The 9,196-nt window shown below is 43.9% G+C and carries 8 protein-coding genes; 7 read left to right on the top strand and 1 reads right to left on the bottom strand.

Annotation, left to right across the window (positions count from 1 at the left end; genetic code table 11):
• Nucleotides 1-111: 111 nt before the first annotated feature.
• The 6 genes from kduI (at nt 112) to ACH2DQ_RS27450 (ending at nt 5,879) form a co-directional block, all read left to right on the top strand.
• Nucleotides 112-972: a 5-dehydro-4-deoxy-D-glucuronate isomerase gene (gene kduI, locus ACH2DQ_RS27475; RefSeq protein ID WP_394912885.1), complete on the top strand. Its 861-nt coding sequence runs from the start codon at nt 112-114 to the stop codon at nt 970-972.
• Between the two features lie 138 nt (nt 973-1,110).
• A complete protein-coding gene (locus ACH2DQ_RS27470) occupies nt 1,111-1,914 on the top strand; it encodes a gluconate 5-dehydrogenase (protein WP_394912884.1) in 804 nt (267 codons plus the stop codon).
• Nucleotides 1,915-1,937: 23 nt separating this feature from the next.
• Nucleotides 1,938-2,576 carry an RpiB/LacA/LacB family sugar-phosphate isomerase gene (locus tag ACH2DQ_RS27465; RefSeq protein ID WP_394912883.1) on the top strand — a complete coding sequence of 213 codons (639 nt, stop codon included), beginning with the start codon at nt 1,938-1,940 and terminating at the stop codon, nt 2,574-2,576.
• Between the two features lie 14 nt (nt 2,577-2,590).
• Nucleotides 2,591-3,376 carry a carbohydrate-binding protein gene (locus tag ACH2DQ_RS27460; protein ID WP_394912882.1) on the top strand — a complete coding sequence of 262 codons (786 nt, stop codon included), beginning with the start codon at nt 2,591-2,593 and terminating at the stop codon, nt 3,374-3,376.
• Nucleotides 3,377-3,813: 437 nt separating this feature from the next.
• Nucleotides 3,814-4,395 (top strand): HD domain-containing protein, encoded by a 582-nt coding sequence (locus ACH2DQ_RS27455; protein WP_394912881.1) that lies wholly within the window; start codon nt 3,814-3,816, stop codon nt 4,393-4,395.
• An 86-nt stretch (nt 4,396-4,481) separates the two neighbouring features.
• The gene (locus ACH2DQ_RS27450) at nt 4,482-5,879 is read left to right on the top strand and encodes an MATE family efflux transporter (RefSeq protein ID WP_394912880.1); all 1,398 of its coding nucleotides are present in this window, start codon (nt 4,482-4,484) and stop codon (nt 5,877-5,879) included.
• Between the two features lie 28 nt (nt 5,880-5,907).
• Here the strand turns inward: ACH2DQ_RS27450 and ACH2DQ_RS27445 are convergent, their stop codons facing one another.
• Nucleotides 5,908-7,791, bottom strand: coding sequence for a glycosyltransferase (locus ACH2DQ_RS27445; RefSeq protein ID WP_394912879.1), 1,884 nt, complete (start codon nt 7,789-7,791; stop codon nt 5,908-5,910).
• A 268-nt stretch (nt 7,792-8,059) separates the two neighbouring features.
• Between ACH2DQ_RS27445 and ACH2DQ_RS27440 the strand changes: the two genes are divergently transcribed.
• Nucleotides 8,060-9,196: HAMP domain-containing protein (locus tag ACH2DQ_RS27440; RefSeq protein WP_395028708.1), on the top strand; the 1,137-nt coding region annotated here is incomplete at its 3' end.

Here is a 9,196-nt window from a genome sequence, read left to right as displayed (position 1 = left end):
CGGGCTACCGCTAGATTCACAGTCGTGCAGCTGGCGCAGATAGCGGGTGCTATATGAGCTGTGTATTTACTATGGGTGGTATGAGTAAAGGTAAAAGAAAGGATCATTGACATGGAACTTAGAACAGCAGCATCCCCAAGGGATGTAAAACATTATACAACAGACCGCTTAAGAGAGGAATTTTTGATTCAGGAGCTATTTGTTCCTGGTAAAATGAAAATGGTATACAGCCATATCGACCGTATTATCACAGGCGCGGCAGTACCCACAGAACCGATCATGCTCACTGCAGGAGAAGAACTGAGAGCGGATTATTTTTTACAGCGCCGTGAAATGGGGGTTATTAACATCGGAGCGCCGGGTAAAATTACAGTAGACGGTAAAGTCTTTCATATACTGGCAAAAGAGGGCATGTATATTGGCATGGGTGCCAGGGATATCACTTTTGAAAGCGATAATGCTGAGATGCCTGCTAAGTTTTATTTTAACAGCGCACCGGCACATACGACATATCCGACGGTACATATTAAGCCGGAAGGGGAAGCGCAGGAAGGTGTTGTAATTGTAAAAAATGAAAATAAAGTGGAGCTGGGATCTTTAGAAGAGGCGAACCACCGTACCATTTGCAAGTATATACTTCCGGGACAGGTGGAAAGCTGCCAGCTGGTAATGGGAATGACAAAACTGGAACCGGGCAGTGTATGGAATACGATGCCTTGCCATACTCATGACAGACGTATGGAAGTCTACCTGTATTTTGACATGCCGGAAGATGCATTTGTTATGCATTATATGGGAGAACCCACAGAGACAAGACATATTGTCATGCGCAGTGAAGAGGCTGTTATTTCACCTAGCTGGTCCATACATTCCGGCTGCGGTTCCAGAGCGTACACCTTTATCTGGGGCATGGTTGGGGAGAATCAGGACTTTGACGATATGGATGCCGTAGCCAACAGAGAAATCCGATAAAGTATATACGGAATCGGAGCAGAAAGAATACAGGATAACTGTGTTATCAGCATGAAAAAGCAGCATAAAGAAATCATTAGAAATGTTTTGAAATCAAGGAATTTATGGAACTTATAGATAGAATAGAGGAGAAGCAAAATGGATATTTTAAATACATTTTCATTAGAAGGTAAAGTAGCTCTGGTTACAGGGGCAGCTTATGGAATTGGTTTTGCCATGGCTGAAGCCTTTGCACAGGCAGGGGCAAAAATAGCATTTAACTGCAGAGGGCAGGAACATTTGGAGAAAGCGCTTGCAGATTATAAAGAAAAAGGAATAGATGCTCACGGTTATATCTGCGATGTGACCGACGAAAAGCAGGTACAGCAGATGGTAGCCGATATTGGAAAAGAGCTGGGAACGGTGGACATTCTGGTAAATAATGCCGGCATTATTAAGCGGATTCCCATGTGTGAAATGAGTGTGGAAGAGTTCAGACAGGTAATCGATATCGACTTAAACGCACCATTTATTATGGCAAAAGCTGTGATCCCGGCAATGATTAAAAAAGGACATGGAAAAATCATTAACATCTGTTCCATGATGAGTGAACTGGGACGGGAAACCGTTTCTGCTTATGCGGCAGCAAAAGGCGGGCTGAAAATGCTGACCAAAAATATTGCGTCCGAATACGGTGAATTCAATATCCAGTGTAACGGTATTGGACCGGGCTATATTGCCACACCCCAGACAGCACCTCTTCGTGAAGTCTCCGAAGACGGCAGCAGGCATCCGTTTGACCAGTTTATTATATCCAAGACGCCCCAGGCACGCTGGGGAACCCCGGAAGACTTAATGGGTCCGGCAGTCTTTTTGGCGTCGGATGCGTCAAATTTCGTAAATGGGCATGTGCTGTATGTTGACGGCGGTATTTTAGCATACATAGGGAAACAGCCGAAATAGTATAGAAAAAGGAGAAAATTCAGATGAAAATAGCATTAATTAATGAAAACAGCCAGGCAGCTAAAAATGAAATGATCTGCAGTTCTTTAAAAAAAGTCGCAGAGCCTATGGGGCATGAAGTTTATAATTACGGTATGTACAGCGACAAGGATGCCCATACGCTCACCTATGTGCAAAATGGAATCCTTGCAGCGGTATTGTTAAATTCAGGTGCAGCGGATTATGTCGTTACGGGCTGCGGCACAGGGGAAGGCGCAATGCTGGCATGCAATTCATTCCCGGGCGTGCTCTGCGGCCATATCGTGGATCCATCGGATGCTTATATGTTTGCACAGATCAATGATGGAAATGCCATTGCCCTGCCATTTGCAAAAGGCTTTGGATGGGGAGCGGAATTAAATCTTCAGTATATTTTTGAAAAATTATTGGAAGGGGAGAGCGGACAGGGATATCCAAGAGAACGTGCCGTTCCCGAACAGCGCAATAAGAAGATCCTGGATGAAGTGAAAAAAGTGACTCATACGGATATGGTAACGATTCTGAAGAATCTGGATCAGGAGCTGGTGAAAGGCGCTTTAAGTGGAGATAAATTTCAGGAATATTTCTTCCCAAACTGCAAGTGTGAAAAAATAGCGGAATGTGTAAAGGAAATTCTGGCTTAAAAAGGAGCAGCAATATGCTAAGTATAAAAGTATTGGACAGGGATAATAAAACCATAGAAGTCAGCCGGGGAGATGAGGAAGTGAACCTGGTGTGCGCAAGAGAGTACCGGGAAGGCGACCGGATTATTCTGGAAACGGATGGAGAGCCGGTGTATCTGTGGCTGCAGATGGATGATGCCCTTGGCAGGTCCCTTGTATATGTAACCGGAAATGTGTCTTATTCCATTCCATTCGGAGAAAAGAGAATCAGCTATTCACCAAAAGCATTCTATGGCAGCAAGCATCTGATTACAGCCAGAACAGCAAGGGACTATGAAATAAAAGCATATCGGAATCTGGCTTACAATATCAATGATCAGCATGGTGCAGCCAATTGCTTTCCGCATGCATCCGCCAATGTGGAGACCAGGGGCGAGGCTGTTTTTGCAGCCAGAAATGCAATCGATGGGGTGACGGTCAACAGCAGTCATGGGGAATGGCCTTATGAATCCTGGGGAATCAACAGGCAGGATGATGCAGTTATGAGAATCGATTTTGGACGTACCGTAGAAGTAGACCAGGTAGTGCTTTACACCAGAGCAGACTTTCCCCACGATAACTGGTGGAAAAAGGCAGTGCTTACCTTTTCCGATGGCAGTACAGTAGATCTGGATATGAAAAAAAGCGCGTTGCCTCATATAAAAGACTTTGAGAAGAAGCAGATTAACTGGATTGAAATCAGTCAGTTAATTAAATCAAAAGAGCCATCGCCTTTTCCGGCGCTGACTCAGATGGAAGTGTACGGAACGGACCTCTTATAATTGTCTGCCCGCTAAGGAAGATGGCGTCTTGCCGGTTTCATTTTTGAATACACTGGAAATACCTGGCATCTTCATAGCCGGCAGGCTGCGATGGATTTGATATCTGCAGCGATGTCTTTTTTCAGGAGCTGCTTCTCATGCTCCATACGAAGGTTGGTCATATATTACAGCGGCGAGATGCCGCTGTTTTTTTTGTAGATACGGTTAATATAAGAGAAAGTATAGCCAAAGCGTTCCGACAGGTCATTTAGGGATATTTTGCAGTTGAAATGGTCTTCAATATACTTTTTCAGATTTTCATAGAGGGAATATGCATTCAACTCCGGTGCATAATGATGGTACAATGGGGTGGACAATCCGGACATTTTATTGACTTTTGAAAAAATACGCTTATAATTACTACTAAATATTCTTTTATATTATAAGGAGGAAAACAAATGAACACGAAAGTTACCAGGGAAGAAGCGCTGGCATTATTAAAAAAATATAACCAGGAACCATTTCATATGATACATGCTCTTACGGTAGAAAGCGTGATGAGGTGGTATGCCCGGGAACTGGGGTATGGAGACGAGGCAGATTTCTGGGGCATGGCGGGATTGCTGCATGACGTTGATTTTGAAAAATATCCGGAAGAACATTGTATACAGGCACCGAATTTATTAAAGGAAATTGGGGCTGAGGATGAACTGATTCATGCAGTATGCAGCCATGGTTATGGGATTACGGTGGATGTGGAACCGGTACATGAGATGGAAAAGGTGTTATTTGCAGCGGATGAACTCACCGGGCTGATCGGCGCAGCAGCACGAATGCGCCCCTCAAAAAGTGTTATGGATATGGAAGTATCCAGCTTGAAAAAGAAGTTTAAAGACAAAAAATTTGCTGCGGGCTGTTCCAGGGATATTATCCGGACGGGAGCAGAGCGGCTGGGCTGGGATCTGGATGTGCTATTTGAAAGGACAATTCTGGCAATGCGGGAATTTGAAAAAGAAGATCACGAAAAGGATCTGATTTAATCTCACAGGACAGCGGAAAGGTTCTGGCGTATGAAAAGAGGAGAGGCAATATTACAGGAGGGACTGTAATAGGAAAAGGTATAAAAATGGAACAGACTTTACAAAAGAAAGAAAATCCTCTGGGTTATATGCCCATCGGGAAATTATTAGGAAAATTTGCATTGCCGGCGGTTATTTCCATGCTGGTAAATGCCCTTTATAACATCGTGGACCAAATCTTTATCGGACAGGGTGTGGGCTATCTGGGAAATGCTGCAACTACGATTGCATTTCCGGTTGTTACGATCATTTTGGCAGCGGCTACCCTTTTGGGGGCAGGTGGAAGTGCATTTGCGGCAATTAAGCTGGGAGAAAAAAAGGAAGAGAAAGCAGAGCAGGCTCTTGGCAATGTCTTTATCCTGCTGGCAGGGATTGGCATCCTGGTTGCGGTTCTGGGAATGATATTTCTGGACCCGCTGCTGAAAGTATTTGGTGCTACTGAAAATACCATGGGCTATGCGAGGGAATACACGTCGATTATACTGTTAGGAGCACCCTTTAACATGCTTGGCATTGGTCTTTCCAATATGGCGAGAACGGACGGGAATCCATCCCTGTCCATGTACAGTATCGTCATTGGTGCGATATTAAATACCATACTGGACCCTATTTATATATTTGTATTCCACTGGGGAGTTACCGGCGCAGCAATTGCAACGATTACATCCCAGATATTATCAGCCGTGGTGCTGTTTATCTATTTTGTAAGACGAAGCAATATGCGTCTTCGGGTTTGCAACTTTAAGTTAAGCGGCTATATCTGCCGGAATATGCTCGTTTTGGGAATCTCCAGCGGAATCACCCAGATTGCTGCCACGATCCTTCAGGTTGTACTTAACAATTCCCTGATTTATTACGGAGATCAAACCAGTGTGGGAGGAGATGCGGCGCTTAGTGCCATGGGAATTGTTTCCAAGGTAGCTATGATTCTGGTGTCCATCTGTATCGGCATCGGTATTGGCTCCCAGCCGATTCTGGGATTTAACAAAGGGGCGAATAAACCAAAGCGAATACGTAAAACGTACCTATGCGCCATCGGGGCGGCAACGGCAGTATCAGTGGTTGGCTGGCTGGCATGTCAATTGTTTCCCAATGAGATTTTAATGTTGTTTGGAACTTCGGATGCCAACTTTACTAATTTTGCAGTGAAATGCACCAGAATCTATATGCTTGGCATATTCACCGCAGGTTTTCAGGTAGTCTCCACCAGTTACTTCCAGTCCACAGGACAGCCCATGAAGGCATCCATCCTGTCCATGCTGCGTCAATTGATTTTACTGATACCCTTTATTCTGATTATGCCAATGTTTTTCGGGTTAGACGGCATTTTAATAGCAGGCCCTATGGCGGATACTATTTCCGCTCTGATTGTTGCAGTATTTGCAGTCCATGAACTGAAGAAATTGTCAAAAAGCTGTAAAGCATCAGAAAATACCATTGCATAACAAAAAGCACCTTTCGGGGTGCTTTTTGTTATGATTCCAGATAATGCATCTTTTTTTCCACATTAAAACTGGGCTGCAGATGTTCTACATATATGCCGACGATTGCCCGCTTCTGGTTCAGATTCAGCCAGTCATATTTAAAAAGCCCCTGATTGCCGGACATTTTCAGCGTACCATCCAGCGTTAAATCCAGTTCCTGGTACTGCATCCGTATCCTTACTTTAGTAAAATACAGAGGAGCCTGCACATGGATGTACATTCCGGATTCCAAAAAGCTCATAACTTCGCCCGGATAGCTCTCTGTCTCTGTTTCCACCGTGATCTTATGTCCGCTTTTTACCGTTGCATAATTGCTTCGCGGTATGTTTCCGATATGGTAGGCAACCCGGATACAGATCACAACGCCCATAAAATTATAGATACTCCACACCAGATTGACCAGAAAGGGGATCAGGGCGATATATCCCAGGTGGAGGAAAATAGCTCCTGTAATCCAGGAGAACAGCGTGATTGCAGCGATTACCATATGGGGCAGGATTACCTGTGCCTGAAAATGGGAACGGTCATCCCGCATTTCTTTGGGGGTGACGGCAAAATTCAGGCTTGCGCTGAAGAATTCCCGTAAAACGGAGAGACACATATGGGGTGCCATTGCTATTTCATAATAATGAGCCCACTTCAGACTTCTGGTATTGGAAATCATAGCATAAAAGGAGGTCATTTGACCGATAAAAAACGGCACGAAAAAGGTCAGGATACCCACAAGGTCCGCCTGCATTGCCAGCTTGGTTGTAAGGAGGAACCAAATCGGGCAAAAGGTAAAGATCATTTTAGAGAATCCGGTATACCAGTAAATATCCCCGCCCAGATAAGCCAGCTTCTGCCACCTGTTCAGTCCTTTCATACGTAAAGGATGGTATTCTCTGGAAGTCTGGATGTTGCCCCTGCACCACCGGTCACGCTGGATGACCAGGTCGGTATAAGTGGATGCCGTAAGTCCCAGAACCAGCACTTCATTAATGAAGACAGACTGATAGCCTGCAGCCTGTAAAAGCATGCCCACTGCCATATCTTCCGTAATGGTATTGGTTGGGTACATTCCGATTTCCATGACGCTTTTCCTGCGAAAGACTGCGTTTGTTCCTACGTGGAGGACTGCACCCACGGCTGCTCTGGATTCCTGGATTTCGCGCATGAAAAAATCCTGTTCATTTGGGATTTCCCTGCCCAGGTTGCGCTGATACATGTCCTTGTTGTAGTAGACCTGGGGAGTCTGTACAAAGGCAGTGTCCTCATCAGAAAAGTAGCCAACGGTATGCTTTAGAAAGTTTTTGGAACAGATCATATCGGCATCCAGTACGGCAAACAGCTCTCCGGTGGAATGGCGGAGGGCATTGTTCAGGTTCCCGGCCTTTGCACCTTCGTTAGAGCCTCTGGTCATGTAATTCACCCCGCAGCGTGCCGCCAGCCTTTTCATATACCTGCGCTGACCGTCATCGCAGATATAAATATTTAATTTATCCTTGGGATAATCCAGATTAAGGGCAGCCAGAACGGTGGTTTCTACCAGATCCTCCCCTTCATTATAGGTACAGATAAAGATATCCACGGTAGGGATATGGCCCCTAAAGTCTGCCAGGGTCTTTTTCTTCAGTCTGTATTTCCTGCTTAGCAATAGCTGGGATAACAGAAACTGGGCGATTCCCAGAAGCTCTCCTCCAAGAAGCAGGATACCCAGGAACAGTTCCAAAATACTGGCGGTGGGTATTACGGTCACTCTCCAGATGATATAGACAGAAGTAATCAAAATATTCCACCGGACTAATATTCCGGTGCTGCATCTGTTTCGTTTTACAAGATTGGAAATAAGTATAGAGCCGCCAACAGCAGCAAGGAAATATAGGAATCCCATTTATTTATGCACCTCGTCTGTTTTACTGATATGTTGCATTCCAATCTGCCCATTTAAAATCGCCTTCGGCGAGAGGCAGATTCCCGGAAACCATTTCTTTATTGTCCCATACCGTGCTGCAAAGTGCACGGCATGCTCTGAAAAGGAATGATGGTATCTTATAGTATTTCAATGTTTCACCATTTATATGTACAAATAGTACAAGTCTATGGTAGAATATTCCTCATAAGACTAATGGAACATTTATAACAGGAAACGGGGAGTATCAGTGAAAATCTTACACAGAGCAGTAAAATGGTTTGGATCACAGGGGATTGCCAAGAAAATTCTGATTGTTCTTTTGGTGGTTTCCATTATACCAATTTTATGTATACAGTTCATTTCTTTCAAAATCAGTACGTCAACTATTAAGGCGCAGACTGGGGAACTGATACTGGCAAATCTGGAACAATCGGCAAACAGTGTGGAAAGCTTTCTGGAAACTTATGATAAGTTAATTATGAATATATACACCGACAGTGACTATGTAACGTATCTCAAGCCAATCAATACCTGGGACTCCGGGGAATTTTATGCGGCAAAGCACGAACTGGTGAACCGTCTGCAGAACATCTCTTATGTCAATCCCGATATTCTGGGGATAGCAATTGTCGGCGTATATGGGGATACGGTCTTTTATGACAGTGTTACGTCATCGGGGAATGAAAACTTCTGTTTTGATGACGATAAAATGCGCTACAGCCCTCTGTTCCAGGAATCCATGGAGAAAAAGCACACGATTTATTCCAAAACCTATCATAAGATGGATTCGGAATACGGCGAAAAATACTATCTGTATATAGCGCATCAGCTAACGGATTTTAACAGCTATGGCGAAGGTCCCATAGGAAGCATCATGATCTGCGTAGATGAAACAGCTTTCGGTGAGGTGTATGCACAGGGAAACCATTCAGAGTCAAATGTAACTTTTGTGGTGAATCGAGATGGTGATATCATATCTTATCCGGATAAATCCTATGTGGGGACAAATATTTTTGAGGATGGAAAAGATGAGGAAAATATTGGTCAGGCTGCAAAAGAATATATTCAGAAAATGAAATATAAATCTAAAAAGAAGCTGGAGGTGAATCATAAAAGTATCCGTGACGGTGAATTTTACATTATTAATGTCCAGGACTTGAATTATACGTTATCCAATGTCTGGTATATCTCCGTTTTGATTATTTTAATCGGGCTTTTAGTAGGGATACTGTGTATGCTCATTGCCATTTCATTTTCGGAAATGACGGACAAATCCGTGAAAAAAATTCTGCATGGTATGAATAAGGTTTATAAAGGAAATCTGGATGTACGAATAGAAATGGAAGGAAATGATGAATTTGCCCAGATTTCCGATCACTTTAAT

The sequence above is a fragment of the Robinsoniella sp. genome (assembly GCF_034124845.1).
The sequence above is the reverse complement of the archived record's forward strand: the minus strand, read 5'-3'. Positions and strand labels throughout refer to the sequence as shown.

Bases quoted from the DNA above. Each gene is read 5' to 3' on its own strand.
- kduI (WP_394912885.1), top strand. From the start codon at position 112: ATGGAACTTAGAACAGCAGCATCCCCAAGGGATGTAAAACATTATACA.
- ACH2DQ_RS27465 (WP_394912883.1), top strand. From the start codon at position 1,938: ATGAAAATAGCATTAATTAATGAAAACAGCCAGGCAGCTAAAAATGAA.
- ACH2DQ_RS27445 (WP_394912879.1), bottom strand. From the start codon at position 7,791: ATGGGATTCCTATATTTCCTTGCTGCTGTTGGCGGCTCTATACTTATT.
- ACH2DQ_RS27460 (WP_394912882.1), top strand. From the start codon at position 2,591: ATGCTAAGTATAAAAGTATTGGACAGGGATAATAAAACCATAGAAGTC.
- ACH2DQ_RS27455 (WP_394912881.1), top strand. From the start codon at position 3,814: ATGAACACGAAAGTTACCAGGGAAGAAGCGCTGGCATTATTAAAAAAA.
- ACH2DQ_RS27470 (WP_394912884.1), top strand. From the start codon at position 1,111: ATGGATATTTTAAATACATTTTCATTAGAAGGTAAAGTAGCTCTGGTT.
- ACH2DQ_RS27450 (WP_394912880.1), top strand. From the start codon at position 4,482: ATGGAACAGACTTTACAAAAGAAAGAAAATCCTCTGGGTTATATGCCC.